This window comes from Streptomyces sp. NPDC030222 (genome assembly GCF_055573115.1).
Genome location: NZ_JBVICA010000036.1, coordinates 1 through 25,092, shown reverse-complemented (window position 1 = coordinate 25,092; position 25,092 = coordinate 1). Strand labels below are relative to the sequence as shown.

Sequence of the window (25,092 nt, the reverse complement as noted above, 5' to 3'; positions counted from 1 at the left end):
GGTACCTCCGAGCGGCCGGAGCGGCACCCCCGCCTTGCACGACCGGCGATCACCGAAAGTGAGAACGCAGCGTCGGAGGAACCGCCCGTTCGGCCCCGCACCGATCCGGACCGTCACCGGCCCGGTCTCACACCCACCCCGGCCCCCACCTCCGCCCCCACCTCCGCCCACGGGACCGAACGGTTCGACCTCGCGGAACCCTTCGACCTCACCGCGGGGTTCGACACGGCCGAGCAGTGCGCCCACGCCGGCCGCCCGGAGCCCTCGCGGCTCCATCTCGGGACCGGGCAGCCCCTCCGCAGGACCCCCGCCGTCCCGGCCGACGACTACCGGGCCGCCTTCAACACCGCGCGCCTCGCCATGGCCGTCGTCGACCGCGACGGCCTGGTCGTCGCGGCGAACGACGCCTTCGGCGCGCTGCTCGGCGCCGAACCCACCGCGCTGCGCGAGCAGCCGGCCGTCGACCTGCTCGACCTCGGCTCCGACGCCCGTACCTGGCACGGGTACCACGAGGTGCTGGACGGGCTGCGGTCCCGGCTGCGCTGCACCCGGCGGTTGAAGCACCCGGACGGGCGCTCGCTGTGGACCGAGGTCACCGTGGCGCCCGTGCCGGACAGCGCCAGGGTGCTGCTGTCCGTCGCCGACATCAGCGACCGCCGGGAGCTGGAGGCACGGCTGCGGCACCTCCAGATGCACGATCCGGTCACCCGGCTCCCCAACCGCACCCTGTTCTTCGAGCGGCTGTCCGCCGCGCTCGCCGCGGCCGCCGAAGGCTCCGGCACCGGCCGGATCGGCATCTGCTACCTCGATCTCGACGGGTTCAAGGCCGTCAACGACACCCTCGGCCACCGGGTCGGCGACCGGCTCCTCTCCGCCGTCGCGGGACGGCTCACCGAGTGCGCCGACAGCGACGGCTACACCCGCAGCGGCGGCCATCTGGTGGCCCGGCTGGGCGGGGACGAGTTCGCGCTCCTGGTCGAGGACTCCGCCGGCACGGAACAGCTGGCCGACCTCGCCCGGTCCGTACTGGCCGCGCTGCAGCACCCGTTCGACCTGGCGGGCCAGCGGCTGTCGGTGTCGGCGTCCATCGGGGTGGTGGAACGTGCGGCCGCGGGAACGACCGCGACGCGACTCATGCAGGCCGCCGACACCACGCTGTACTGGGCGAAGGCGGACGGCAAGGCCCGCTGGACGCTGTTCGACCCCGAGCGCAACGCCCACCGGATGACCCGGCAGGCGCTGTCCAGTTCACTGCGGCCGGCCATCGAGAGCGGTGAATTCTCCCTGGAGTACCAGCCGTTGGTCAGCCTGGAGAACGGTGCAGTGCGTGGCGTCGAGGCCCTGGTGCGATGGAATCATCCTCAGTTCGGCACATTGACCCCGAACCGGTTCATCGGAATTGCGGAGGAAGACGGGTCGATCGTACAGCTCGGCCAGTGGATCCTGCGGACCGCGTGCCGGCAGGCCCGCCGCTGGCAGATCGAGCACCCCGGCATCCCGCCGATCTTCGTCAGCGTCAATGTGGCCGTGCGCCAGGTGTGGGACTCGGACCTGGTCGCCGATGTGGCGGAGATCCTCGCCGACACCGGACTCGCACCGCAGCTGCTCCAGCTGGAGCTGACCGAGTCCGCGGTGATGGGCTCGGCCGGCCGGCCCCTGCAGGCGCTCCAGGCGCTCAGCGACATGGGCGTGCACATCGCCATCGACGACTTCGGCACGGGCTACTCGAACCTGGCGTATCTCAGCCGTCTGCCGGTCTCGGTGCTGAAACTGGACGGCTCGTTCGTCAGCGGCTTCCGCTACGACGAAGGGGCACACCCGAACCCGGCCGACGAGACCATCGTGGAGGCGATGGTGCAGCTCGCGCACCGGCTGGGTCTCACCGTCACCGCCGAGTGCGTGGAGACGGCGGGGCAGGCGGCGCGGCTGCGCCGGATCGGCTGCGACACCGGGCAGGGCTGGCTGTACTCGCGCGCGGTGGCGGCCGACCGGATCGCCGGCATGATCGGCGCGAGCCCGTCGGCAGTGTGAGGGCCGCCGGGCCCGGTGCCACCGGCCGCCCCGGGATCACGAACGGTTCGCGGCCGCCTGACGAGTCCCCTCGGCTGTCCGCCGGGGCGCATGCGGCGACGCCCGCCGACACCCGCCGCACCTACCCACAGGTAGCCCGGAAGTGGCCGCGACCGGCGCGAACGTCAACCTCGTGCAGGCAACGCCCTCCCTGCGGGAGGGTGCCCCGGGAGGGGGCCGCTCGGGGCGCTGACCTCATGTTCCCTTCGCCGCTCATGACAGTGGCATATGCCAGAGTGGCGAGTCGCAGGCCATGCGCCTGATTCCGGCCGTCAATCTCGTCAACAGCCACTCCCGGCCGGGGACTTGGCAGCTATCGTGGAACGGAAAGCTTACGGTCACATCCTGCTGGACCTGCTAGGGGGAAACCGTGGCGCTGAAGCCCGAGTCGACCGCGCCGTTCCACTCGGTGCAGTACGCCCTGCGCGTCCTGGAGACGGTCGCCAAGCACGGCGGTGGGGTGTCCGACGCCCAGATCGCCCGGGAGACCGGGCTTCCGACCGTCCATCTGAGCTCACTCCTGCGGATGCTGCGCACCGAGGGGTACGTCGAGCAGGTCAGCGACGGCGCCTATGTGATCGGCGATTCCACGGTCCTGCTCGGCTCCGGCGTCACGCGCAAGGAAGCGCTGCGCGCGAAGCTCCAGGAGACCCTGGACCAGCTGCGCGACTCGGTGGGCGCGGCCGTCTACATCAGCCGTTACATCGACGGCGAGGTCAAGATCACCCAGTTCGCGGACGGTCCTTGCACGCCCAAGGTCAACGAGTGGGTCGACTTCCGTTCGGCCGCCCACGCCAGCGCCGTCGGCAAGTGCCTGCTGACCCAGCTCGACCAGAACGGGCGGCGCGACCATCTGTCGCGGCACCGGATCGCCCGGCTGACCTCACGGACGATCACCAGTGAGCGGCTGCTCTTCTCGAAGCTGGACAGCCAGCCGCCCACGGTGCCGGTCCTCGATCTCCAGGAATACGCGCTCGGCACGGTCTGTGCGGCCGTCCCGCTCACGGCCGGCTCCGCGGTCGGCTGCCTCGCCCTGTCGCTTCCGATCGAGCACGCCCACCGGCTGCGCGCCGCCGCGGACACCCTGAACCGCAGGGCCGCGCCGGTCGTGCTCTCGCTGGCGATCTGACCGTCCCGCCCGTGTCCGGAGGGGGCCGGTTCGAAGGTGATCCCCGCGGGCGCCCGGGGGGGCTCACCAGGGTGGTCACGAGCACCCCGCCAGGGCAGGTAGTATTACTGCTGTCAGCAGGCGCCGCTAGCTCAGTTGGTTAGAGCAGCTGACTCTTAATCAGCGGGTCCGGGGTTCGAGTCCCTGGCGGCGCACAGACGGGAAAAGCCCCTCGCGGAAGCGGGGGGCTTTTTCGTACGCCCCTTCCCTCCGCAGACGGCTCCCCCCTCCACACACGGCAGCCGATCCGGCACTGTGCGCAACGCCGCACCGTCGGCGTGAACCGGACCCGTAGCGCACCGATGCGGCGCGGCGACCCCTTGGGGGGACCGCCGCGCCGGTGTTCTCCGCTGTCAGAACTGGACGTCCGAGCATGCGTAGAACGCATTACCGGTGTCCGCGATCGTCCACACGGCCAGGATCAGGTGCCGCCCGGTCTTGCCGGCCGGCATGGTTCCCGAGTGTGTGAGCGTCATCGGGGGACGGGCACCGTGGTAGGGAACTGTGAGGAACGGCACGGGCTCCAGTGCCGCCCGGGTCAGCGGCGCGTTCCGGTTCCAGCCGTTCCTGGTGACGTAGTACTTGAAGTCGGTCGTGGCGTGGGGTGCGGTGAACCGCCACCGGAAGGTGTAGCCCGCCCCCGGGACGACCCTGGTGGCGGGCCAGGCACCGCCCCGCGGATCGTCGAGCTGGGCGAACCGGGCGTTGCCGCCCGAGCAGATCGTCCCGTCCGCCGGCCCGCCGGACGGGAACCCCTTCGGGCCCTCGACCGACTGCGGTTCCCACTGGATCGAACCGCAGCCGGTCACCGTGCCATTGGCACAGAGCTTCTGCCGGCTGACCGGGGTGTCGGTGTACCCGTGGCTGCCCGCGCTGCCCGTGGCGAGCAGGGACGCGCCCGCCACGACGAGGCCGACCACGGCCGCACTGAGTCTCTTCCTCCGCATGCTGTCGCTCCTGGAGAACGTGGGGGAGTTCCGTGAGCTGTGCACGCGCGCGCGGGACAGTGGTTCTGGTCTGGACCAACTCTCAGGCTATGGGCGAAGGTTGGACATGTCCAGACCACTCGTACGGCTCGTACAGGATGAGTGCGGGACGAGTACGGGACGTGGGCGGGTGTCAGAGGCGGGGCTCCCTCCCCGTGTAGAACGCCACCGTCAGATCTTTGATCAGCGCCTTGCGCTCGTAGTCGTCCAGGTCGACCAGCCCTCGCGCGGTCAGCCGGTTCACCGTGTCGTCGACCGCGTCGATGACCGAGGTGAGCACGCTGTCCCGGTGCCTGGCGTCGATTGCCGCGATGCGGCGGCGCTGCATCGACTCCGCCACCTCCGGGGCGTACTCGATGGACGTCGGCTGCGCGGAGTACACCTCGATACCGATCGGTTCCACCTCCGACTTCAGCGTCCGGGTGAGCGACTCGCCGACCGCCTCGGCGTTGCGCAGGGTCGGCCCGTCGCCGTGGAACGCGTCCGCGGGCAACTGCGACATCACCCGCGTCAGCGCGGACTCCACCTGCTCCCGCAGATACCGCGAGTGGTCGGCCACGGAGAGCGCCGCTCGCGCCGTGTCCCTGATCCGCCACACGACCAGGACCACGACCCGGAGCGCGGTGCCGTCCGCGTCCACCGCCGACATCGGCTCGCTCCGCCAGTGCCGCAGCCGCACGTCGATCCTGCGGCGCAGCATCACCGGGCTCATCCACAGCAGTCCGGTGCGGCGCACGCTCCCCCGGTAGCCGCCGTGCAGCGACAGCACCCACGCATGGCCGGCCCGGCCCCGGCCCAGCCCCCCGAAGGCGAACAGCGCCACCGCGATGCCGAGCACCAGCAGCGCCCACCGGCCGATGCCGATCCCGTCGTACGGGAACGCCGGCAGCCGGAGCACCGCGAGCAGCGGCAGGGGCACCGCGCCGGCCCACCACAGGAGCGCCCCGCACCCGAGGAGCGCGACGATCCCCACGAGCACGGCCGCCATGCCGGGCAGGGCGGGACCCGGGCGCTCGGAGATCCGGGGATCGGCCGCCGGAGCGGACCGCGCGGCCGGCACGGCGGGTGCGGACTGGACGGAGGGGACGGACCTGCGCTGTTCGCCTACGGGGGACGAGCCGCCCGGCGCCTCCTGCGGACGCCTGCCGATGACCGGCAACGGCTCGGTGTCGTCGCGGAAAAGGAGATGGACGGGGATCTCGGCGGTGGTCTCGTTCCTGATCACCGCGCTGTACCGGCTCGGGTTCCGGCCACCGGCAGCCCACGCCCCGGCCGCTTCGGGCTCGGGCTCCGGCCCGGGCCCCGGCACCCGCGCCGGGTCGGGGTCCGGGTGGGGGTCCCGGGCCGGGCCGGGCACCGCAGAAGTCGCCGGGGCCGGTGAGTCGTTCGGCAGGTACGACGAGGACACGAGCCCGAAGGGCTCGGGGGACTCCGGCTCGAAGTCCTCGGGGCGCGGGGTGGTCCGGTTCATCGGTGTTCGCCTCCCGGGGTCGGGCATCGCGGGGGCCGCAGAGTCGGGGGTCGGGGAGTCGGGGGTGAGGGAGGGGTTCGGGGTGAGAGGGGGGTTCCCGGTGTGCGAGGAGTCCGGGATGAAGGAGAGGTTCGGGGTGACAGGGGAGTTCCCGGTGTGCGAGGAGTCCGGGACCGGTGGCAGGTCGAACGTCGGGGGCGAGGTCGAGGTCGAGGTCGAGGTCGAGGTCGATCGCGGGTCCGGTCCCGGGTCCCCGGCCGGGTCCGTGTCCGGCCGCGCACCCGGGCCAGGTCCCACGCCCAAGTCCGATCGCCGGTCCGGGTCCGGCCTCCGGACCGGATCCACGTCCGGCAACCGGACCGATCCGAGGTCCGGCTGCCGGTCCGGGTCGGGCTCCGGCCACGGGACAGGGGCGTTTCCCCTGGTCGGCCGGTTCATCGATGCGTCCGTCATGCGAAGAGCCGTCGCCAGGTCTCAGGGCCCGGGTAGCCGTCGGCCGCGGTGCCGTGCCAGCCCTGTGCGCGCTGGAACGCCTCGACATTGCGGCGGTCCGCCTCGGTCCAGCGGGGACCCGGGGGCGAGGTGTAGTGATCCCCGAAGCCCTTCTTCACCAGCTGCCGCCGGAGCTTCTCGATGTACGCGTTGGCCTGCCCCGGCCGGAAGTGCGCCTTGCCCGGGAACGCGGCGACGGACGGGGCCGGTCCCGCGGCCGGTGCGGGGGGCACGGCGGGCGCGGCGGGCGCGGCCGGTCGTCCTGGTCCTGCTGCCGGGACCGCTGCGATGCTTTTCCCCTTGCCCGTCGACAGCAGCGCCCAGGTGCCCGGCCCGGGCAGCCCGTCGGCGTTGGCACCGGTCCAGCCCTGGGCCAGCTGGAACGCCCGCGTCGCCTGCCGGTCCGCCTCGGACCAGAGCGGACCCGGCCCGTTCCGGTAGAACCGCTGGCCGCCCCGGGCGATCAGCATCTGCCCGAGCCGGGTCACGTAGTCGTTGTCGGCACCCGGGCCGAAGTACCGGCCCCCGGGGAACGCGGCGGCCCGAGCGGGCCGTGCATTCGCGGCCGGCGCACCCGTGGCCTGCTCGCCCGCGGCCCGGCTCACGCCAGGCCCGGGGCGGGAGGCCAGGGTGACGGCCGCCGCAGTATCGGGAACCGTTTCCGCGCCGCGGTGGGGATTGGTGTCCTCCGCCGTGATCAGGCCGTCGTACCGGTACGGCACGTAGTTCTCGGAGTTGATCCAGTAGGTGTAGGGCGTGACCTGCTTGCGGGTGTGCGGCTTCGTCTGCTCGTACGCGATGTAGTACTTCCGCGCGAAGTCCGCCCATCCCCCGAAGATCGTGACGTGCGAGCCGCGTGTCGGATCGTCGGGGTTGTGGAAGAGGAGCATGTCCCCCGGTTCGAGTTCGTCCTCCGTGATCCGGGTCGCGAAGCTCGCGAGGCTGCCGGTCCACTCGTTGCTGCCGAGGTCCCACGCCATGGACACATAGCCCGAGCAGTCCTGCCGGTAGCCGTCCGCCCAGTACTCATCCATGCTGTACGGGACCCGCTCCTGCACCCAGTGCTTGGCCCTGGCGATGATCTCACTGCGTGTGGTCCTGGGCAGCGAGGCGCCACGGGGCGGCGCGGGCCGCCCGGCGCTTCCACCGTGCAGCGGGCTCGCCGTGCCCTGCGGCGTCTCCGGATCCGGGAACTGGGGACGCGTGCCCAGTCCGGCGCCGCTCGGCCGGGGCGGGATGCCGGCCGGACGCACGGGCATCGGGCTCGACGTGCCCGGTACGGCCGGCCCGGGCACCGGGCGCTCGGCCGCCGGGCCTGTCGGCGTCGCCGCGGGGCGCTGGGTCGCCGGGCCGGTCGCGGGCGGGCCGGGCGTGTCACCCGGGCGACCGACCGCACTCGCCGCGCCGACGGCGCCTCCACCGCCGAGCGCCACACCGGCCGCCGTCATGAGCACCAGCGCGCGGCGGGCGCCGTGCGCCGACGGATGTCCTCCCTCCCGGCGCGGCAGTGCGTGCGGGCGCCGGCGACGCTGCAGGACACACCCCGCGCAGCCGCAGTCGATGGCGGGCCTGATTTCCTCGAACACCGGCAGCCTCACGCGCTTGCCTCCCGTTTCTGGGCTCTTTCAAGATCATTTGACGGATCTGCATGGGCGTCAGCTTCTCAACGGTCCGGACATATCCGACCAAGAGGGACCGAAGTACACAGAATGAATTACACACCGGGCCTCGGGCGAGACGGCACACCGACGCCACTCATCGGGGTGGTCAGGAGCACCCCTCTGCGTCGGGTAGAGTTATGCAGGTCAGCAGGCGCCGCTAGCTCAGTTGGTTAGAGCAGCTGACTCTTAATCAGCGGGTCCGGGGTTCGAGTCCCTGGCGGCGCACGCGAAACGAAGGCCCTTCACCAGAGGTGAGGGGCCTTCTTCATGCACGCGGCAGGCAGGGAAGAGCTCAGGCGGAAGCCGCATTCCGGTCGTAGCCCGTGAGGTACGCGGAGACGACGACGTTCGCGGTGTACGAACCGGCCGCACGGTCGTAGGTCCCGCCGCAGGTGATCAGACGGAGCTCGGCCCGGCCCGGCAGGCGCGGGCCGTAGGCCTTGTGCGCGTCGAAGTGGTCCCGGGGGAAGACCTGCACGTCGTCGATGGTGAACTCGGCCACGGAGCCGTCTTCCCGGGTGACCCGGACCTTCTCGCCGGGGCGGGTGGCGCTCAGCTTGTAGAAGACGGCCGGTTCCTTCTCGGTGTCGACGTGACCGACGAAGAGGGCCGTGCCCGCTCCGCCCGGCCGGGTGCCCTCACCGAACCAGCCGACCGTGCCGGGGGTCTCGTACGGCGGTGGGTCGATCGCGCCGGACGCGTCGAGACCACGCGAGACCACCGGGGCGGCCACGCCCATGGAGGGGATCTCGACCCGCTCGGGCACCTCCCCGCGCAGCGGATCGTGGGCGGGCGGCAGGGGCAGCCCGAGGGGTCGGCCGACCGCGGCGACGTCCCCGGTGGTGGGCGCCGAAGCGGCGGGAACGTCGACGGCACCGCGGCCCCACAGCCACAGCCCCAGGAGGAGGAGTGCCCAGGCGGCTCCGGTCACCATCCGCCCGCCGCCGGCACCGCCCTGCTCGTTCCTCGCTGCCATGTCAGTGCTCGCCGTGCCGTCGCCGTGCGCTGCGGCGAGCCACCGCCACGGCGGCGATACCGGCGACGCACAGGCCCACCATGGCGTGGACTGCGCCCCGTCCGCGCTCCTCGTCGGCGGAGACCAGTGCCGCGGTGCCCCCGCCGCCGGCGTGCACCGGCGCGTAGGGGGTGCGTTCGTCGCTGGGCGACGCGCCCTCGTCCCGGCCCTCCCCCTCCTCGCCCTGGTCGTCCTTCTTTCCGCCGTCCCGGCCGCCGTCGTCCTTCTTCTCGCCGTCCTTCTTCCCGCCGTCCCGGCCCCCGTCGTCCTTCTTCCCGCCGTCCCGGCCCCCGTCGTCCCTCTTCTCACCGCCCTGGTCGTCCTTCTTCTCCCCGTGGTCCCGCTTCTCGTCCTTCTTCTCGCCGTCCCGGTCGTCCTTCTTCTCGTCGTCCTTCTTCCCACCGTCGTCCCGCTTCCCCTCCCCACCCTCGTCCTCGTCCTCGGCCCGCTCGCCGAGCGCGGCGACCGTGATCCCGCCGGCGTCCGCGGCCATGCCGTCCCTACAGGTGACGGCGACCCCGCGCCCGTTCGCCCCGGACGCGATCCGCGCCTCTAGGAACAGCCCGCCGTCATGAGCGGGAGCCAACCGGTCCGCCGCGGTGAACGCCGGCAGGACCGCGACCGCCCCCTTCGGCTCCTCGCAGACCTCGGCGGCCTCGGCCTGGAGGCCCAGCCGCTCGGCAGGGGTGACGGTGGACTGCGACACATGGACGGTCCCGTGCGGCTGCGACTCCGCGACCGCTACGGTCGCCGGGCCCAGGACGGCCGCTACGGCGGCGGCACAGAGCGTGGTAAGGCGATAGCGCATCGTAAACCTCCTGTGACCGAGGTTCACGCGTCCCGGTGTGCTCCGCATCCCGGGCGGCGGCACCGTTGCGCCGTCCGGGGGAACGCCACGGCACACGTAGCCTGCCCTTACGGCCGACGACCAGGGGGAACAGGCACGACGGGCAAGGAAGTCCGGACGGCGGAGCAGGAGGACCGGGGACTCGACGGCGGCACGGACCTGCGTGCGGCGCGCGCGTGGGTCGAGAAGGAAGCCCGTCCAAGCCCTCTTCGACCGCTACGCCGTGCCCTGAGCGGACCGGACCGCGTAACGGCGCCGGAGGCCGCATACGTGCGTCCGACGCCGCCCGCGGTCGGACGCCGCGTACCCGCGACGCCACGCACGTCAATACGTCAGATGCGGTCGACCAGATCGGCGATCGAGTCCACGGTCCGGGAGGGACGGTAGGGGAACCGCTCGACGTCCGCCGGGCCGGTCAGGCCCGTCAGCACCAGGAAGGTCTCCATACCGGCCTCCAGGCCGGCCAGCACGTCGGTGTCCATCCGGTCGCCGATCATGGCGCTGGTCTCGGAGTGGGCGCCTATCGCGTTCAGCCCGGCCCTCATCATCAGCGGGTTGGGCTTGCCGACGAAGTAGGGGTCCTTGCCGGTCGCCTTGGTGATGAGCGCGGCCACGGATCCGGTGGCGGGCAGCGGGCCCTCGGTGCTGGGGCCGGTCTCGTCGGGGTTGGTGCAGATGAACCGGGCCCCGTCGTTGATCAGCCGGACGGCCTTGGTCATGGCCTCGAAGGAGTACGTGCGGGTCTCGCCCAGCACCACGTAGTCCGGCTCGTGGTCCGTGAGGACGTAGCCGATGTCGTGCAGGGCGGTGGTGAGACCCGCCTCGCCGATGACGTACGCCGTGCCGCCGGGCCGCTGGTCGTCGAGGAACTTCGCGGTGGCCAGCGCGGACGTCCAGATGTTCCCGACCGGCACGTCCAGGCCCATGCGCATCAGCCGGGCGTGCAGATCGCGCGGTGTGTAGATCGAGTTGTTGGTGAGCACCAGGAACGGCTTGCCGGACTCGCGCAGCTTCCTGATGAAGGCGTCCGCCCCGGGAATGGGGACGCCCTCGTGGATGAGCACACCGTCCATGTCGGTGAGCCAGGATTCGATCGGCTTGCGTTCTGCCATGAGGCGGACTCCTGCCGTGGGGCATGTACGGGTGGGCGCCGCCACAACGCTGTGCCGACGCCCCCAGCCTAAACAGACCGGCCGGACAGGTTGCCCTGTCTGCGCAGCCGCCCCTCCAGCGCAGGTCGCGCAGGGCCTGCCGCACGGTCTGGCGGGAGACGCCGTACCGCTCCGAGAGGTCGCGCTCCGTGGGCAGCAGCCCGCCCTCGCCCAGCTCGTCGATCAGCAGGGCGATGCGGGCCTTGACCGCGTAGTACTTGGGGACGCGGCCGTGCTCCGGGATGCCGGAGCGCCCAGGGGCGCCGGGTGCTCGGTCGTTCGGGTAGTCCATGGGGGATCGTCGCAGATGAAGGTGTACGTCAGGGGTCGGCGCAGGCACGACGGGCGGCGCGCACCCATGGCGCCGCCGCCGGTACGGGCCCCTCGTCAACCGGGCGCGGGGACGACAGGGTCGGGCGGGGGAGTCGACGACACGGTGGGGCGAGGACGTGGGCGTCATGGCCGGGCGGGGATGTGGGCGTCGCGATCACCGGGCCTGGCCTCGCCGGGCAGGAGAAACCTGACGGCCGGTGTCAGTGAGGACGCCGGAACACGGCCAGCAGCGCGGCTCCCGTCGCGACCATCGCCAGGGCCACTGCGGTGAGGATCCTCAGCACATGCGGATCACCGGTGCTGGCAAGCTCGTCGGCGAGCTCCGCCGACGGCTCCGGTGATGTCGTCGCGCTCGCGGGCGGCTCCGTCGACGTCGTCGCGCTCGGCGTCGGCCGTGTCGCGCTCACCGGGGCGCGGGCCGTCGACGACGCCTTCGGTGCGGGCGAGGGCGCTGCCGCCACGACACTGAAACGGTACGCGGCGGACTCCCCCACCCACTCCCCGTCCTCGCCGACGCGCTGCACGATCGCCGCCGTCGCCTCGATCTCGTTCGCCGGGGCGGCGGCCGAGAACGCCAGCCCCACGCGCACCGGGAGCGTACGGCCCGGCGCCACGGTGAACCCGGGAAAACCGTCGTCGAAGACGCCCACGAGCTCGTCCGCGTCGGTCTGCTCGAACGTCACCGGGTGCGCGCGGCCCGCCTCGTCGTAGAACTCCAGCCGGACCTGGTCCGGCGTCAGAAGACGGTCGCGGTCGGTGAGGACGACGACGGGGTGGATGTTCTTGCAGACCTCGTCGGTGGTGTTGGACAGGTCCATGGTCCAGGTGACGGCCCCGCTGCCGGCCCGATGCCTGGACGGCCCGCCGTGGATGCGCGTACCCAGCGGAAAGGTCCGTCCCACCGGATCGCCGCAGCTCGGGGCATGGACGGCCGAAGGGATCAGGGCCTCACGCCGGTCGGCCGGGACGGCGCCCGCCCCGGGGACGACGGCCCCACCGGAGGCTGCGGCGGACATCCCGACGGATACGAGGGCGGCCGCGGTGACTCCGACGGCGAGGGCGGCACTGCGCAGTCGCATGAGGAGGCCTTTGCTGCTCGCGGGACAGGCGGTCGGTCGGTTCGGACGCGCGTCGATCGGCGCGATTCCGTCAGTCCGGGTGCGCGCCGATCGGCGCGACTCGTCACCGCACCCTGCCAGCCGCACGGCCCACGCCCACCACGCCGCGACGGTCCGATCACCCGACTGATACGACCAATCCCCCCGACGGCCCCCATCCGCGGGTGACCGGTCACGGGCGGCGCCGTACGCGACGAGTCACGGGCGCAACCGGACATGACGGGCCACGGCCGGGGCCCGGACCGTCCCCGGCTGCCCTTCAGTCGCCCAGACGGCCGAACAGCGGGGCGAGGATCAGCTGCGCTGCGCCCTCCGCGACGGGGCGGTCCGCACCGCGGGCCACGGTCACCGGGACGGGAGCCTCGGCACCCTCGCGGCGGGCGCGCTCGGCCAGGACGGAGGAGACACCGCGGACGAACGTCTGGGCGTCCGCGGTGACCGTGCGCCCACCGAGCACCACGCGCTCGATGTCGAGCAGGCCCACGAGATTGGCCGCTCCCGTGCCGAGCACCCGGGCCGCCTCGCCGATGTCCCCGCGGTCCACGGCCGCGAGACACAGCGCCTCCAGACAGCCGCGTCCCCCGCACTTGCACGGCGGCCCGTCGAGCAGGACCACCTGGTGGCCGAACTCCCCGGCGCCGGTCCGCGGCCCGCGGTGCAGCGCGCCGCCCAGGACGAGTCCCGATCCCAGACCGGTGCCGAGGTGCAGATACGCGAACGAGTCGCCGGGCCCGGGCCCGGACAGGGCGAGCCCGAGGGCCGCCGCGTTGGTGTCCTTGTCGAGGACGACCGGCAGCCCGAGCCGCTCCGCCAGCGCGTCCCGCAGCGGGTACCCGTTCCACTGGGGGAATCCGGTGACCCGGTGCAGTACGCCGCCCTCGTGGTCGAGCGGACCCGGCGTCGCCACGCCGACGCCCAGTACGGCGCCGGACAGACCGAGACGCTCGACCAGCGCCGCCACCTCGGCCACGGCGTTCCCCAGCACCTCCCCCGCTCCGGCGCCGAAGTCGAGCGGTGCGGAGCGGATGGCGACGGCCGTGCCGGCCAGGTCGACGAGGACGGCGGTCAGCTCGTCACGGTCGAGGTGCAGTCCCACGGCATGCCCGGCCTCCGGGACGAGGCGCAGCACCGTGCGCGGCTTGCCGCCCGTCGACGCGCGGCGGCCCGCCTCGGCCACGAGTCCGTCCGCGCGCAACCGTGCGGTGATCTTGCTGACGGCCTGCGGGGTGAGCCCGGTCCGCTCTGCCAGCTCCAGCCGGCTGATCCCGCCGTCCCCGGCGGTACGCAGCAGATCGAGCAACAGCGCGGCGTTGTGGCTCCGCAGGCCCGGCAGGTTCACCCCGGCATTCCGTGTGTTCACCAGGCCATTGTCGCTTGCCCTTGCACTTTGGCAACAGCGTTGCTTAAGTGGAATGCATGACCGGCACCTCTCCGCTGCGCGTCGGGCTCGTGGGCTACGGCCTGGCGGGCTCCGTTTTCCACGCCCCGCTGATCGCCGCGACGGACGGTCTCGTCCTCGACACCGTCGTCACCGCGAACCCCGAGCGTCAGGACCAGGCCCGCGCCGAGCACCCCGGGATCCGCGTCGCCGGGTCGGCGGACGACCTGTGGGAGCGCGCCGACGAGCTGGATCTGATCGTCATCGCGTCCCCGAACAAGACGCACGTGCCGCTCGCCACGGCCGCCCTCAAGGCGGGCCTCCCGGTGGTGGTCGACAAGCCGCTGGCCGGCACGGCCGCCGAAGCGCGCGACCTGGCCGCTCTCGCGGAGGAGCACGGCCTGCTCCTCTCCGTCTTCCAGAACCGCCGCTGGGACAGCGACTTCCTCACCCTGCGCAAACTGATCGCCGACGGCGGGCTCGGCGCGATCCAGCGCTTCGAGTCCCGCTTCGAGCGGTGGCGCCCGCAGCCCAAGGGCGGCTGGCGCGAGTCCGGCGCCCCGGAGGAGATCGGCGGACTGCTCTACGATCTCGGCAGCCACCTCGTCGACCAGGCGCTGGTGCTGTTCGGCCCGGTGGTCCGGGTGTACGCCGAGTCCGATGTGCGCCGCGCCGCCGCGGAGGCCGACGACGACACGTTCATCGCCCTCACCCATGCGAACGGCGTGCGCTCCCATCTGTACGTCAGCGCCACCGCCGCCCAGCTGGGCCCGAGGTTCCGGGTCCTCGGGTCGGCGGCCGGGTTCGTCACGTACGGACTCGACCCGCAGGAGGCCGACCTCCGCGACGGCCGGCGGCCCGCCGCCGGTGAGCCGTGGGGCGTCGAGCCGAGGGAACTGTGGGGCACCGTCGGCTCCGGGGAGTCCCCCGTCACCGGCGGCGGCCGCGCCGTCCCCTCCGTACCCGGCGACTACCCCGCGTACTACGCAGCGGTCGCCACCGCCCTCCGGGACGGTGGCCGGCCCCCGGTCACCGCCGACGAGGCGGCGGCCGCCCTCGACGTCCTGGAGGCGGCGCGACGCTCCGCCCGTGACGGCATCACCGTGGACCTGGAGCTGCCTCGATGACCACCTCCGTGACCCTCACCCCCGCGATGCACATGGCCTCCGAACTCACCGAGCCCCCCGCGATCCCCGAGGCCTCCCCGGCCCCGGAGTCGGCCCCCACGGCTGGTACAGCCGGTACGACCGGTGCCGGCGAGGCCCAGGGGCGCTCGGAGCACGCGAAGAGCACCGAGAGCACCTCGATCGCCGAGATCGAGGCCCAGGAGGCACGACTCGTGCTGAAGCGCTTCACGTACGAGGACGCGTGGACGCTCGGCAGTCTGCTGGTCGAGATGGCCCGTGAAAGCTCGGCTCCGGTCGCGATCGACATCCGCCGGGGCCCCCAGCGGCTGTTCCGCTGCGCCCTGGAAGGCTCCTCCGCCGACAACGACCTCTGGATCGAGCGCAAGCGCCGGGTCGTGGAGCACTACGGCGAGAGCTCCTTCCTCGTCGGCGCGCGCTTCCGGGCCAAGGGCACGACGTTCGAGGAGTCCTCCCGCCTCGACCCGGAGCTCTACGCGGCCCACGGCGGATCGTTCCCGATCAGCGTCGAGGGCGTGGGCGTCATCGGCGCGGTGACCGTGTCCGGTCTGCCGCAGGCGGAGGACCACGCCCTGGTGGTCCGGGCACTCGAGGCGCTTCTCGCGGGCCAGGCCGGCTGACGGCATCGCCTCGGCGGGCGCTGGTACGAGCACGGCGGGGCCGCCGGGATCACGCTCACGATCCCGGCGGCCCCGCCTGTTTCCCCTCGGCGCTGCGGCGGCCCCTGCTCCTCCCGTGCCGCCCCGGCCGGAGGCGCTACGCGTTCCTGAACTGCTGCCGCTGCCGCCCCAGCCCCTCGACCTCCAGCTCGACGACATCGCCCTCGCGCAGGTACGGCTTGGGCTCAGGACGGCCCATGGCGACGCCCGCCGGGGTGCCGGTGTTGATCACATCGCCGGGGTACAGCGTCATGAACCGGCTGACGTACCGGACGACGTCGGCGACCGGGAATATCTGGTCGGCCGTCGAACCGTCCTGCCGCAGTTCGCCGTTGACCCAGAGCCTGAGGGACAGCGCCTGCGGGTCCGGCACCTCGTCCGCGGTGACGAGCCACGGGCCGAGCGGATTGAATGTCTCGCAGTTCTTGCCCTTGTCCCAGGTGCCGCCCCGTTCGATCTGGAACTCCCGTTCCGACACGTCGTGGGAGACCGTGTACCCGGCCACGTAGGACAGCGGATCGTCGCCGTCCTCCAGATAGCGCGCCGTACGGCCGATCACGACGGCGAGTTCGGCCTCCCAGTCGGTCTTCACGCTGCCGCGCGGCACCAGCACCGGATCGTCCGGGCCGACCACCGTGTCCGGGGCCTTGAGGAAGACGACCGGCTCGGTGGGAGTGGCCGCACCGGCCTCGGATGCGTGGTCGTGGTAGTTCAGCCCGATGCACACGATCTTGCCGATGCGCCGCAGCGGCGGTCCGACGCGCAGACCGGCCGGGTCGAGGGCGGGCAGTTCCCGCGCCCCGGCCGCCGCACGGATCCGGGCCAGCGCGGACTCGTCGGCGAGCAGATCACCGTCGATGTCCGCGACGAGCCCGGACAGGTCCCGCAGAGCGCCTTCGTCGTCGACGAGCGCCGGACGCTCCGCGCCCGCAGTGCCGACACGCAGCAGTTTCATCGCCAGTCTCCCCTGGTCGAGTCGGCCGACCGAGGTGGTCGGCCGAGGGCCCGGCCGATGGGTAGCGGCCATCGGGGGTTTGGCTGATCCTCCAAGTCCGCCGTGCGCTCTGCAAGACCCTGCTCACCTGCTGGTCCCTTACGCGGTTACGCAGCGGCGACCAATGCGGCGCCCGCGCCCGGCATGTCCCGGTACAGCACCACGCGCTCCAGCGCGCTCCAGGTGGTGCTGGTGACCACGTACAGCGCGGCGGCCAGCGGCACCACGGCCACCGTGACCAGCGTCGCGAACGACAGCAGCGGCAGCAGCCTGACCACCCCGGCGGGCATCCCGGGCATCCCCTCCCCGGCCGGCGCGGCGGCCAGCTGCCGACGCGTCCTCAGCGAGGAGAACGTGGCCACGACGGCCACGATCGCGAACAGGACGAGATAGACCACGCCCTGGTCCGCCAGCAGCCCGCCGTGCGCGAGCGCATCGGCCCAGCGGTCACCGAGCGGGGCTGCGAAGAGCGTGTGCGCGAGCAGCGCGTTCGGTTCGCCGCCGATCGTGCTGCTGGAGAACAGGTAGTACATGAGGAAGAACGCAGGAAGTTGCAGCAGGCTCGGCAGGCAGCCGGAGAACGGCGAGACCTTCTCCTCAGCGTGCAGCTGCAGGAGCGCCTTCTGCAGCTGCTCGGGATCCTCGCCGTGCTTCCTGCGCAGGTCGGCGATCTGCGGCGCCAGCCGCGCGCGGGCCTTCGCGCCCCGGGCGGCGGCCCGGGAGAGCGGATGCACGGCGAGGCGGACGAGCACGGTGAAGGCGACGATCGCGGCAGCCATGGCGGACGCATGGAAGAACGGCTGGAGCAGCTGCGCGAGCTGGTCGACAAGTGTTGCGAAAACGGACATGGGAAAGCTCCGGGGTCGGTCGTGCCGGTCGGGAAGTCGTGTGTCGGTCGGCATGACGGCCGGCGGGGCGGGGGAAGGCGCGGAGGGTGCGCGGCAGGGGACTGCTGGGTCTGCGGGGTCCCGTGTCGATGCGGGGCATGCGGTGCCGCGGTCCGAGCCTCAGGACCCCGGTCCGTACGAGGCCCCTGCCCGGGGTCCTGGTCCCTGCCCGGAGTCGTGGTCCGTGGTCCAGGTCCTGGTCCCTGCCCGGGTCTTGGGCCGTGGCCGAGGTCCGTGGTCCCTGCCCGGAGTCCTGGGCCGTGGCCGAGGTCCGTGGTCCCTGCCCGGGCCGGTGGTCCAAGCCCTGGCCCGCCCGCTCGCGGCCCTGCGTGGACAGGTGATTCCTGCACATGCCCTGTGCTGCCGCTGCGGCCCCGCCACCTCTTCAGCCCTGCAGCCTGCGCTGCCTCCGCTGCCTCTGCGGTTTCTCCGCGCTTCCGCGCTCTACGCGTACGCGCCGGCCGTCGGAGCGGTACGGCCGGGTGCCCGGGGACGTCTGCGCCCCGAGGCGTCGGGATCCAGCTGGGGCAGGAACGCGGTTCGGTCCGCCCGGTCCCGGATGACGGTCCGTATGCGGTCGGGCGCCACGACGGGCGTGCTGCGCGCGGCGACGACGACGCAGACGGCGAACGCGGAGCCCGCGGCAGCGGTCGCGGCGACCGCGACGGCGGCGGACAGCCCGAGGCCGTCGGCGATCAGCACTTGTGCGAGGAGGAGAACGAGCAGTCCTGCGGCAGGACGCGGGCCGATCACGTGTCTCCTCCTCCCCGGGTCGTTCGTCGATCCGATTGCCGATTGTTGATCTTCCAATGGTGGAGACGCGAGGCGGGTTCTTGAGGTTGCCGCCCTTCCCGGACGTGTTCCGCCGGCCTTCCGGACCCGTCCCGCCGGCGCGCCGATGGGACCACTACCGGCGTGGCCGGGCGGACGCCAGCTTCCCCCACACCACCAGCCGGTACGCGGACGAGAACTCCGGCGTACAGGTGGTGAGCGTGAGGTAGTGACCGGGCTCCGCGTATCCGTACGCCGGATTCACGACACTGCGCGGCAGCGGCGCGATGACCCCCGTGTCACGGGGCTGGGTCCGCGGAAGGGTGCGGTCGACGACGTACGTGTAAACGGCCTTCCGGGTCTCCACGGTCACCGTGTCACCGCGGCTCAGCCGGTCGATGCGGCGGAACGGCTCGCCATGCGTGTTCCGGTGCCCGGCGAGGGCGAAGTTCCCGGCCGCGCCGGGCTGCGCGGTCTGCGGATAGTGACCGACGTATCCCCTGTCGAGCACCCCACGCTTGCCGACACCCTGCGCCACGGGTGCGACCAGGCCGATACGGGGGATGCGGAGCACGGCGTAGGCGTGGTCCCGGCGGGGCACCCGCCGGTCCGCCTCCGCCCCGCCGGTGCCGGGCACGGGTGTCCACGGGGGCGCCGGGGACACGCCGGTACCCCTGCCGGGAGACGCCGCCCGGGCAGGGGCCTCCTCGGCGCCTTCGCCGTTCGACGGCTGCTCCCACTCCCCGACCAGGGCGTCCGCGGTACGCCCTGCGTCGGCCCGGGCCTGCCGGTTGGTCCACCACACCTGGTGCGCGACGAGCAGCAGGACCACCACGCCGATCGTCACCGCCACCTCGGCCGCGGCCCAGAGGCCGCGCGCGAGCGCCGCACGCCCGCGTGAGCGCCGCTGCACCACCACCGGTATCCGCGCCGTCCGCTCCCGCACGCGGCGCACCCTAGGGGCTGCATCCCCAACTCTCCATAGCCTGGACCGCTCTCCATGCCCCGCAGACGCCCCCGGCCGGACAACGCGCCACCGATCAGAGCGCGAAGACTCCTGCTCCGAGGGCCCCGTACAGCAGTACGGTGTCTGCCATGCGCCCCGACACGCCTGCCGACCACCACGCCGAAGCCGAGCGCCTGCTGCGCACCGCGGCGCAGTACCCGGAGGACCAGGAACCCCTGCTCCTCCAGGCCGCGGCCCACCTGGAACTGGCGGGCGACCGCGCCCGCGCGACCACCCTCTACGACGGACTGCTGAACGGAACCGGAGACGACCTCGCCCACCCGCACCTGGTGAAGGCACTCAAGGCGTCCAACCTGTGGGAGTACGGCCACGAGGCGGAGGCCCGCGCGATCATCGAGGGCATCCGTACGGCCGCGCCCCAGGACGCCGCGGCCTGGGAGATCGTCGCCGAGACCCTGGAGTCCCACGACGAGCTGGAAGCCGCGCACGACAGCTTCACGACGGCCGTCTCCCTCACCGTGCCGCAGGACGCCCCCGACGCGGAGGTCCCGTACGCCGCCCAGTCACTCGTCTTCGGCCGTCACCGGGTCCGCCGCCTCCTGGGCCTCCCCCATGACGACGGCGACGCCCTCGCGGACCGCCTGCACACCGCGGACGTCCCCCTCGACGAGCTGCACGACCCCAAGCGCCTCTGGGCCCTCGGCTCCGACAACCCGGCCGAACTCCAGGCCGAGATCGAGCGTCTCCGCGCCGAACTGGGCTCCTACCGCGCCGCCCTGTCCCGCCCGTTCCCGGTGGCCGTCCTCCACTGGCCCGCCGCCGAACTCCGCGAACTCCTCGCCTCGTACCCCGCCCTCACCACCGAGTACCCGACCCACGAGGCCCACCTCCTCCACATCGAGTCCTCCCTCCGCGAACTCTCCGCGGCCGGCACCCCCAACCTCGGCATCGTCACCGGCACGGTCCCCTCCTACGAGGCCTTCGCCGCCTCCGAAGCCTCGTCCCCCGCCACCCCCGACCTCCTCCCCCAATACGCCACCACCCTCGCCGCCCGCGGCCGCGCCACCCCCTGGCCCCCGCCGGGCCCCGCCCACTGCTGGTGCACCTCGGGCACGACGTACCGGGACTGCCATGGGGCGGGGGTGTAGGCCGCCGTCCGTTCAGCGAAGGCCGCGAGCACGGGAGGCTGGGAAACTCCTCTAGACGGCGGAGGCTCCGCTACGCCTGACCGAAGTCATTCAACGCCTGGTCCCACCAGTCCCGGTGATACTTCAGGTACTCCGGATGGAGGCCGTGCTTGGCGTGCACAAGGAGACTGCGAGGAGGGGGTACCTCACCGGGGGAAGGATTACGTTCAATGACCTTCCCGTCCTCTGCAACGGAGATGGCCCCGGTGTCGAACAGCACATGGCAATTGGGGCAGAGGCACAGGATGTTGCGCTCTACATCCGGGCCGTTGTGCGGCTTTCCCAGAGGTCGGACGTGTGCGCCTTCGCTGTAAGTGTTACCGTCCCCCGCTACAAGACGTATTCGACACACCTGGCACTGACCGCCGTAGAGCTGCTTAATACGCCGCGCCGCGGCAGCATCCCTCACTAGCCGCTGCACCCGTGTGGTCCGCGTCTCGGGACGCTTCTCTGCCTCATCGAGCTCCAGCATCTCGACGACGCATTCTTCGGCCTTGGTTAATTCCTGCTGCGCCATGGGCAGTCGCTCAAGATCGATCTGGCATATCTTGACCGGCGACCCGTCCGGCGCAAGCGACTTCGATACAGCGGTACGTATCGCCGTGATGACGTAGAGCCCGTCGTACCTGTAGTCGTCCGGGAGGGAATAGCGTTCGTCGCCGTCGTACCCGCGAATGATGCGTATGGGATGTTGACGCTCGTAGCTCAGCTTCAAGCACGCGTTGTCGTCGTAGTTCCAGCTCTGATCCTTGAGGACTCGCCCGGTTTTGGGGTCCCGCTCCTCTTTGGGCGATGCACCCGTGTAACGAATCCAGGTCCAATAGTCCTCGTCGTCCTCATAGCCCCCGTTGAGGACTATGGCGTCCGCGACGTAGCTGCCGTCCTTGTCACGGAACTTGGATATGCCCCGTTGTGTATCAGTGTGCAACTTAGCCTTCTTGACATCTGTCCGCCTATGGAACACCGCACCCGGGATGACGCCGTCAATGTGCCCGATGGTCTGCTCTGCTGCCATCCGATCATGATGAAGCTTGAAGGACGCCCTGCCTAGGCGGCGCGTGCATGGCAAATCGGAGGGCGTCCTTCCATGTGAGCCGCCGAGAGGACGGGTCAGGCTCTCAACCTCTCAACGGACAGGGAACGGGACAGCGTCGGGCCAAGGCACGTCGACCTCGATCGGCGACGAGTAGTCGACGCCCGGTACGGCGAAGCCGTAGAGGTGGTGGATCTCGGTGTGGAACCAGTCGAGGGCGGCGAGTTCGGCGATCGTGCCGGTGGTGGCGCGCTGCCAGCGGTCGGCGACTGCGGACTGGACGTCGGCGGCGAGTTCCCAGGTGTCGAGCCGCACGCGGCCCTCGTCGTCGAGGTCGAGGGGGCGGGTGCCGGTGAGGCGGTCCCAGAGATCGGCGAGTTGGGCGACGGGCGGCACGAAGGCATCGCCGAGGACGCCGCGGAGGAGACCGACGTAGAGGGCGATGCCGGGGATGGCGGTGGAGGACTGGGTGACGGCCGCGCCGTTGACCGAGGTGAGCGCGCGGCCCCCGACGAGTTTGCCCAGGCGTTCGTCCAGAGTCCGTGCCGTGGCCTCGAGATGGGTCTTGGCGGCGCCGATGGTGCCCTGCCGGTAGAGGGCGGCGGTGAGCGGTGAACCGACGTACGACAGCGCGGCCGTGGTGAAGCCCTCGGCGAGCAGGCCGCGGTCGCCCAGGTGGTCGGTCCAGCGTTCCCAGTCGGCGCCGCCCATGACCGCGACGGTCTGGGCGATGTCGTCGTCCGCTGCCGGTGCGGTTTCGACCTCCCGGACCTCTGGGGCGCCGCCCTGGGCCTCGAAGACCAGGGTCTTGGTGCGGTGGGGCCGGCCGATGGGCGCAAGGACCGAGGCGTAGGTGGTGCCGGTGTCGGGGTCGGTGCGGCGCGGGGCGGCGACGGAGTAGACCAGATGGTCCAGGCGGCCGCCGAACCGTTCGGCCAGGAGGTCCGCGACCTGCTCCTTCATGGCGTCGGAGAAGGCGTCGCCGTTGAGGAACACCATGTCCCGGCCGTGCCTGCGGGCCAGTTCGGCGGTCGCGGCGGTCCGGTACCAGCCGGCCGTGGCGGTGCGCCTCTCGGTCGCCGGCTTCTCGAAGCACACGCCGATGCCCCGGATCCCCGCACGGGCCAGTCCGGCGACGGTCGCGGTCAGACCGTACCCGGCGGACGAGCCGACCACGAGTGCCACCGGGCCCTCGCCGTCCGGAGCGGCCGTCGGCGCGGGGGACGGGGCGGGGACGGAGTTCCACATCTCCTCGACGAGCCGGGCGCATCCCGTCGGGTGGGAGTCGAGGTAGAGGAATCCGCGGTTGCGCGGGGCGATGACGCGTCGGCTCATGAGCGGGTCCTTGGTGTCGTCGGGGACAGTGCTGGGCGGTCGGAGAAGGAGGGGCCGCGTCTGCCCAGTCTGCGATCTCTCCCGGATACGGACAGTGATCCACCACGCACAACGATGTCGTGTCGCATTCGGCGGATCCGGCCATTTCGCGTCGGCTGGTGCACTGGGAAAGGGGATGCGGTGGGTTCTCCCTTCTGCAACAGTCGCGCTCTGTGAACGGTGAAGAACAGGTGACCCTTCGGCGCGCCCACGACTCCGATGCGCTCGGCATGGCCGAGGTGTGGCTGCGCTCCTATGCCGCCGCACTCCCGACCGTGCGTCGCGCACATGATGACGACGAGGTGCGCGGCTGGTTCTCCCATGTGGTCGTGCCCCGTCACGAGAGCTGGGTGGCGGTCTCCGGGGGCGCGGCGGTGGGACTTCTGGTGCTCGACGGCGGGGAACTGGAGCAGCTGTACCTCGATCCGCCGTGGTGGGGCCGCGGACTCGGCGACCGGTTCGTGGAACTGGCCAAGCAGCGGCGCCCGGACGGGCTGGCCTTGTGGACGTTCCAGGTCAACGAGCCCGCCCAGCGGTTCTACGCACGGCACGGTTTCGTCGAGGCCGACCGGACGGACGGGCTGCGCAATGAGGAACGCGAGCCGGACGTCCGCTACGTCTGGAGGCCGTCGGCGGCAGCCGCGGGGGATGCGTGATCGGCCGGTTGCCCCGCGCGCCCTTCGCGCCGCAGCCCGCCCCTGGCTGCTGGGACTCCTACGATCCGGTTCATGGTGGTGCGTCAGCGCGTAATCGTGACAGGGCTCGTGCAGGGCGTGTTCTTCCGGGACACGTGCCGGATGGTGGCCGGGGAGCACCGGGTGTCCGGATGGGTGCGGAACCTGCCGGGCGGTCAGGTGGAGGCGGTGTTCGAGGGGAGCCCGGAGGCCGTGGACCGGCTGGTGCGGTGGTCCTGGCAGGGGCCGTCCGCCGCGAGGGTGGACCGGGTCGAGGCCCTGGAGGAGGAGCCGGAGGGACTGGCGGGGTTCGAAGTACGGCCGACGCCCCTGCAACAGGACTGAGGGGGCGCGGCGCAGCCGTGTGAAATGTTCATGGATGCGGGACCCGTTCGACGCGGTGCCGCTGTTCGGCCGCTTTACGGGAAGCGCATAGCGCGCTTTCGGCCACTGCGGGGGAAGTGCCGGCAGGGTGCTGCTGCTGTGCGGGAGTCTGTCTTGCGGCTCTGTAGTGGCCGACATGCTCGATTCGCTCAAGCCCGCCCCCGGCGACCGGTTGCTGGAACTGAGAACGGGCCTTGGCTGGAACACGGCGCTGCTCGCCGAGCGAGCGGGACCCGGGCGCGTGACCAGTGTGGAGATCGACACGAAACTGGCAGCCGAGGCACAGGGTCGGCTGGAGGCTGCGGGACTCAAGGTCGAGGTGCAGACGGGCGACGGGGCGGCGGGCTGGCCGGCCGGCGCATCGTACGACCGGCTGATCGCGACGTACGCAGTGGAGGCAGTGCCGTGGGCATGGGTGGAGCAGACCCGGCCCGGCGGACGGATCGTCACCCCGTGGGGGCACCTCGGGCACGTCGCGCTCACTGTCGCCGACGACGGTCAGTCCGCCTCTGGCTGGGTGCAAGGCCTCGGGATGTTCATGCCTAGCCGGAAGGTCCACCAGGGCTTGGAGTGGGATCAGGTCCACCGGAACCGGCAGGCCGAGGCGGAGACACCGTTCCCGCGATCCGTACCAGCGCTGGCGGACGGGAGCCTGCTGTTCGCGCTGCGCGTGCTGCTGCCGGACATCCGCATCACCACCCGGCTCGACGCTGGCGGGTCGCAGGCATGGCTGCACGACGGCCGCTCGTCGTGGGCCACGATGTCCGCCACCGATCCGAAGGGCACCGCAGCCGCGAGCCAGGCTGGCCCCCGCCGCCTGGCCGACGAGGTGGCCGTCGGCTGGGAGCACTGGGAACGAGCCGGCCAACCGTCCCTCTACGACTTCGGCATGACCTGCACCCCGGAAGAGCAGTTCATCTGGAGCGAGGACGACGACGGTGTCCGGCGGCGCTGGGAACCCCTGCAGCTCCCACGCAGCCTCCCGCACCGTGCTGCCTGACACACCGACGGCACCTCGATCTCCTGTGCCTCACAGCCGGGCGTCGTCGCCCTCATGCTCGACCAGCTCGAAGCCCAGCCCGGCGACCGCATCCTCGAACTCGGTGCCAGTACCGGCTACAACGCCGGTCTCCTCGCCCACCTGGTCGGCGAGGGCGGCGAGAAACTTGACAGGACATAGTAGTTACCGGCGTTGATCAATCAAGGTCGCAGGCCTATGACACGGCATCCGGGCAGCGAGCAGCGCAGAACACGACGCCGCCCCCGCCATGAATGACGGGGGCGATGGACTTCAGGGTCCGCATGGGCGTTGGGTACCGCGGCCGTG

At 72.0% G+C, this 25,092-nt stretch carries 22 protein-coding genes, 2 tRNA genes and 2 pseudogenes; 11 read left to right on the top strand and 15 right to left on the bottom strand.

The annotated features are described in order from the left end of the window. Window positions 1-360 precede the first annotated feature (360 nt). The 3 genes from ACZ4Z5_RS32455 to ACZ4Z5_RS32445 all read left to right on the top strand — a co-directional run bounded on the left by ACZ4Z5_RS32455 (window position 361) and on the right by ACZ4Z5_RS32445 (window position 3,393). Window positions 361-2,031 carry a putative bifunctional diguanylate cyclase/phosphodiesterase gene (locus tag ACZ4Z5_RS32455; RefSeq protein WP_468269735.1) on the top strand — a complete coding sequence of 557 codons (1,671 nt, stop codon included), beginning with the start codon at window positions 361-363 and terminating at the stop codon, window positions 2,029-2,031. A gap of 409 nt (window positions 2,032-2,440) precedes the next feature. Next, on the top strand, window positions 2,441-3,199 hold the full coding sequence (locus ACZ4Z5_RS32450; RefSeq protein WP_468269699.1) for an IclR family transcriptional regulator: 759 nt from the start codon (window positions 2,441-2,443) through the stop codon (window positions 3,197-3,199). A 120-nt stretch (window positions 3,200-3,319) separates the two neighbouring features. Next, window positions 3,320-3,393: transfer RNA gene (locus ACZ4Z5_RS32445), tRNA-Lys, on the top strand. Window positions 3,394-3,591: 198 nt separating this feature from the next. On the opposite strand, the gene ACZ4Z5_RS32440 is transcribed toward ACZ4Z5_RS32445, so the two are convergent. The 3 genes from ACZ4Z5_RS32440 to ACZ4Z5_RS32430 form a co-directional block, all read right to left on the bottom strand. Then, window positions 3,592-4,185, bottom strand: a complete 594-nt coding sequence (locus tag ACZ4Z5_RS32440; RefSeq protein WP_468269697.1) for a lytic polysaccharide monooxygenase auxiliary activity family 9 protein — start codon at window positions 4,183-4,185, stop codon at window positions 3,592-3,594. Between the two features lie 172 nt (window positions 4,186-4,357). Next, window positions 4,358-5,695, bottom strand: a complete 1,338-nt coding sequence (locus tag ACZ4Z5_RS32435) for an SPFH domain-containing protein (protein ID WP_468269695.1) — start codon at window positions 5,693-5,695, stop codon at window positions 4,358-4,360. A 449-nt stretch (window positions 5,696-6,144) separates the two neighbouring features. Continuing rightward, window positions 6,145-7,785, bottom strand: coding sequence for a peptidoglycan-binding protein (locus tag ACZ4Z5_RS32430; protein WP_468269693.1), 1,641 nt, complete (start codon window positions 7,783-7,785; stop codon window positions 6,145-6,147). Window positions 7,786-7,999: 214 nt separating this feature from the next. Between ACZ4Z5_RS32430 and ACZ4Z5_RS32425 the strand changes: the two genes are divergently transcribed. Then, a tRNA-Lys gene (locus tag ACZ4Z5_RS32425) sits at window positions 8,000-8,073 on the top strand. A gap of 67 nt (window positions 8,074-8,140) precedes the next feature. Here ACZ4Z5_RS32425 and ACZ4Z5_RS32420 read toward each other — a convergent pair. The 6 genes and pseudogenes from ACZ4Z5_RS32420 to ACZ4Z5_RS32395 all read right to left on the bottom strand — a co-directional run bounded on the left by ACZ4Z5_RS32420 (window position 8,141) and on the right by ACZ4Z5_RS32395 (window position 13,672). Continuing rightward, the gene (locus ACZ4Z5_RS32420; RefSeq protein ID WP_468269691.1) at window positions 8,141-8,824 is read right to left on the bottom strand and encodes a class F sortase; all 684 of its coding nucleotides are present in this window, start codon (window positions 8,822-8,824) and stop codon (window positions 8,141-8,143) included. A gap of 1 nt (window position 8,825) precedes the next feature. Then, on the bottom strand, window positions 8,826-9,671 hold the full coding sequence (locus ACZ4Z5_RS32415; protein WP_468269689.1) for a hypothetical protein: 846 nt from the start codon (window positions 9,669-9,671) through the stop codon (window positions 8,826-8,828). A 371-nt stretch (window positions 9,672-10,042) separates the two neighbouring features. Beyond that, window positions 10,043-10,822, bottom strand: coding sequence for an HAD-IIA family hydrolase (locus ACZ4Z5_RS32410; RefSeq protein ID WP_468269687.1), 780 nt, complete (start codon window positions 10,820-10,822; stop codon window positions 10,043-10,045). 92 nt (window positions 10,823-10,914) lie between these two features. Next, window positions 10,915-11,153 (bottom strand): annotated as a pseudogene (locus ACZ4Z5_RS32405) (GntR family transcriptional regulator); the annotation flags it as partial. A gap of 241 nt (window positions 11,154-11,394) precedes the next feature. Then, entirely contained in the window at window positions 11,395-12,273 is an 879-nt protein-coding gene (locus ACZ4Z5_RS32400; protein ID WP_468269685.1) for a hypothetical protein, read from the bottom strand. 298 nt (window positions 12,274-12,571) lie between these two features. Then, window positions 12,572-13,672: an ROK family transcriptional regulator gene (locus ACZ4Z5_RS32395; protein ID WP_468269684.1), complete on the bottom strand. Its 1,101-nt coding sequence runs from the start codon at window positions 13,670-13,672 to the stop codon at window positions 12,572-12,574. 56 nt (window positions 13,673-13,728) lie between these two features. Between ACZ4Z5_RS32395 and ACZ4Z5_RS32390 the strand changes: the two genes are divergently transcribed. After that, on the top strand, window positions 13,729-14,817 hold the full coding sequence (locus ACZ4Z5_RS32390) for a Gfo/Idh/MocA family protein (protein WP_468269682.1): 1,089 nt from the start codon (window positions 13,729-13,731) through the stop codon (window positions 14,815-14,817). A gap of 32 nt (window positions 14,818-14,849) precedes the next feature. Continuing rightward, on the top strand, window positions 14,850-15,455 hold the full coding sequence (locus ACZ4Z5_RS32385) for a heme-degrading domain-containing protein (RefSeq protein WP_468269733.1): 606 nt from the start codon (window positions 14,850-14,852) through the stop codon (window positions 15,453-15,455). Between the two features lie 136 nt (window positions 15,456-15,591). On the opposite strand, the gene ACZ4Z5_RS32380 is transcribed toward ACZ4Z5_RS32385, so the two are convergent. The 4 genes from ACZ4Z5_RS32380 to ACZ4Z5_RS32365 all read right to left on the bottom strand — a co-directional run bounded on the left by ACZ4Z5_RS32380 (window position 15,592) and on the right by ACZ4Z5_RS32365 (window position 19,092). Then, window positions 15,592-16,449, bottom strand: a complete 858-nt coding sequence (locus ACZ4Z5_RS32380; protein ID WP_468269680.1) for a fumarylacetoacetate hydrolase family protein — start codon at window positions 16,447-16,449, stop codon at window positions 15,592-15,594. Between the two features lie 146 nt (window positions 16,450-16,595). Beyond that, window positions 16,596-17,336 carry a YidC/Oxa1 family membrane protein insertase gene (locus tag ACZ4Z5_RS32375; RefSeq protein ID WP_468269678.1) on the bottom strand — a complete coding sequence of 247 codons (741 nt, stop codon included), beginning with the start codon at window positions 17,334-17,336 and terminating at the stop codon, window positions 16,596-16,598. A 483-nt stretch (window positions 17,337-17,819) separates the two neighbouring features. Beyond that, window positions 17,820-18,128: a DUF6412 domain-containing protein gene (locus tag ACZ4Z5_RS32370; RefSeq protein WP_468269676.1), complete on the bottom strand. Its 309-nt coding sequence runs from the start codon at window positions 18,126-18,128 to the stop codon at window positions 17,820-17,822. A gap of 154 nt (window positions 18,129-18,282) precedes the next feature. Beyond that, the gene (locus ACZ4Z5_RS32365; RefSeq protein WP_468269674.1) at window positions 18,283-19,092 is read right to left on the bottom strand and encodes a class E sortase; all 810 of its coding nucleotides are present in this window, start codon (window positions 19,090-19,092) and stop codon (window positions 18,283-18,285) included. Window positions 19,093-19,241: 149 nt separating this feature from the next. On the opposite strand from ACZ4Z5_RS32365, the gene ACZ4Z5_RS32360 reads away from it, so the two are divergent. Continuing rightward, entirely contained in the window at window positions 19,242-20,261 is a 1,020-nt protein-coding gene (locus ACZ4Z5_RS32360) for a tetratricopeptide repeat protein (protein WP_468269672.1), read from the top strand. Window positions 20,262-20,331: 70 nt separating this feature from the next. Here the strand turns inward: ACZ4Z5_RS32360 and ACZ4Z5_RS32355 are convergent, their stop codons facing one another. Continuing rightward, window positions 20,332-21,315: a YDG/SRA domain-containing protein gene (locus tag ACZ4Z5_RS32355; RefSeq protein ID WP_468269670.1), complete on the bottom strand. Its 984-nt coding sequence runs from the start codon at window positions 21,313-21,315 to the stop codon at window positions 20,332-20,334. A 111-nt stretch (window positions 21,316-21,426) separates the two neighbouring features. After that, window positions 21,427-22,668 carry an enoyl-[acyl-carrier-protein] reductase FabV gene (fabV, locus tag ACZ4Z5_RS32350; RefSeq protein ID WP_468269668.1) on the bottom strand — a complete coding sequence of 414 codons (1,242 nt, stop codon included), beginning with the start codon at window positions 22,666-22,668 and terminating at the stop codon, window positions 21,427-21,429. Between the two features lie 269 nt (window positions 22,669-22,937). Here fabV and ACZ4Z5_RS32345 point away from each other — a divergent pair, with 269 nt between their 5' ends. The 4 genes and pseudogenes from ACZ4Z5_RS32345 to ACZ4Z5_RS32330 all read left to right on the top strand — a co-directional run. Further along, on the top strand, window positions 22,938-23,363 hold the full coding sequence (locus tag ACZ4Z5_RS32345; RefSeq protein ID WP_468269731.1) for a GNAT family N-acetyltransferase: 426 nt from the start codon (window positions 22,938-22,940) through the stop codon (window positions 23,361-23,363). Window positions 23,364-23,435: 72 nt separating this feature from the next. Continuing rightward, on the top strand, window positions 23,436-23,726 hold the full coding sequence (locus ACZ4Z5_RS32340; RefSeq protein WP_468269666.1) for an acylphosphatase: 291 nt from the start codon (window positions 23,436-23,438) through the stop codon (window positions 23,724-23,726). A gap of 127 nt (window positions 23,727-23,853) precedes the next feature. Continuing rightward, on the top strand, window positions 23,854-24,765 hold the full coding sequence (locus ACZ4Z5_RS32335) for a methyltransferase domain-containing protein (protein WP_468269664.1): 912 nt from the start codon (window positions 23,854-23,856) through the stop codon (window positions 24,763-24,765). A 3-nt stretch (window positions 24,766-24,768) separates the two neighbouring features. Continuing rightward, window positions 24,769-24,924: pseudogene (locus tag ACZ4Z5_RS32330) on the top strand (methyltransferase, FxLD system); the annotation flags it as partial. Between the last annotated feature and the right edge of the window lie 168 nt (window positions 24,925-25,092).

Bases quoted from the DNA above. Each gene is read 5' to 3' on its own strand.
- ACZ4Z5_RS32410 (WP_468269687.1), bottom strand. From the start codon at position 10,822: ATGGCAGAACGCAAGCCGATCGAATCCTGGCTCACCGACATGGACGGT.
- ACZ4Z5_RS32420 (WP_468269691.1), bottom strand. From the start codon at position 8,824: ATGGCAGCGAGGAACGAGCAGGGCGGTGCCGGCGGCGGGCGGATGGTG.
- ACZ4Z5_RS32390 (WP_468269682.1), top strand. From the start codon at position 13,729: ATGACCGGCACCTCTCCGCTGCGCGTCGGGCTCGTGGGCTACGGCCTG.
- ACZ4Z5_RS32380 (WP_468269680.1), bottom strand. From the start codon at position 16,449: ATGAAACTGCTGCGTGTCGGCACTGCGGGCGCGGAGCGTCCGGCGCTC.
- ACZ4Z5_RS32385 (WP_468269733.1), top strand. From the start codon at position 14,850: ATGGCCTCCGAACTCACCGAGCCCCCCGCGATCCCCGAGGCCTCCCCG.
- ACZ4Z5_RS32375 (WP_468269678.1), bottom strand. From the start codon at position 17,336: ATGTCCGTTTTCGCAACACTTGTCGACCAGCTCGCGCAGCTGCTCCAG.
- ACZ4Z5_RS32440 (WP_468269697.1), bottom strand. From the start codon at position 4,185: ATGCGGAGGAAGAGACTCAGTGCGGCCGTGGTCGGCCTCGTCGTGGCG.
- ACZ4Z5_RS32355 (WP_468269670.1), bottom strand. From the start codon at position 21,315: ATGGCAGCAGAGCAGACCATCGGGCACATTGACGGCGTCATCCCGGGT.
- ACZ4Z5_RS32400 (WP_468269685.1), bottom strand. From the start codon at position 12,273: ATGCGACTGCGCAGTGCCGCCCTCGCCGTCGGAGTCACCGCGGCCGCC.
- ACZ4Z5_RS32360 (WP_468269672.1), top strand. From the start codon at position 19,242: ATGCGCCCCGACACGCCTGCCGACCACCACGCCGAAGCCGAGCGCCTG.
- ACZ4Z5_RS32455 (WP_468269735.1), top strand. From the start codon at position 361: ATGGCCGTCGTCGACCGCGACGGCCTGGTCGTCGCGGCGAACGACGCC.
- ACZ4Z5_RS32340 (WP_468269666.1), top strand. From the start codon at position 23,436: ATGGTGGTGCGTCAGCGCGTAATCGTGACAGGGCTCGTGCAGGGCGTG.
- ACZ4Z5_RS32345 (WP_468269731.1), top strand. From the start codon at position 22,938: ATGGCCGAGGTGTGGCTGCGCTCCTATGCCGCCGCACTCCCGACCGTG.
- ACZ4Z5_RS32415 (WP_468269689.1), bottom strand. From the start codon at position 9,671: ATGCGCTATCGCCTTACCACGCTCTGTGCCGCCGCCGTAGCGGCCGTC.
- fabV (WP_468269668.1), bottom strand. From the start codon at position 22,668: ATGAGCCGACGCGTCATCGCCCCGCGCAACCGCGGATTCCTCTACCTC.
- ACZ4Z5_RS32435 (WP_468269695.1), bottom strand. From the start codon at position 5,695: ATGAACCGGACCACCCCGCGCCCCGAGGACTTCGAGCCGGAGTCCCCC.